Annotated in this window: 1 protein-coding gene; it reads left to right on the top strand. The window is 40.4% G+C overall.

The window, feature by feature from the left end; all coding sequences use genetic code 11:
* The coding region (locus tag ACVC5O_RS02105; RefSeq protein ID WP_452219813.1) for an SdrD B-like domain-containing protein at nt 1-453 on the top strand (453 nt) is incomplete at both ends.

The raw sequence follows: 453 nt of genomic DNA, 5'->3' as shown, positions 1-453 counted from the left end.
CTTCCATTAGGTGATGCTACAGTAGATGTAGAAGAGAATACATTACCAGCAGATATTGATCCAACATTAACAACAACCGGATCAGATCCAGAAACGGTAACAGTAGTTGATGGTACAACAGCATCTACAAACGATGGATATGTACCAATCTTAGGAGATATTACAGGAGTAGTATTCGAAGATACAAATGGCGATGGTATCCAAGATGCAGGTGAAGAAGGAATAGCAGGAGTAGATGTTACAATTACAGATGCAGACGGAACAGTTACAACAGTAACCACTGGAGCAGATGGAACATGGACAGCAACAGACCTTCCATTAGGTGATGCTACAGTAGATGTAGAAGAGAATACATTACCAGCAGATATTGATCCAACATTAACAACAACCGGATCAGATCCAGAAACGGTAACAGTAGTTGATGGTACAACAGCATCTACAAACGATGGATAT

The organism is Lacinutrix salivirga (genome assembly GCF_053604675.1).
The sequence above is the reverse complement of the archived record's forward strand: the minus strand, read 5'-3'. Positions and strand labels throughout refer to the sequence as shown.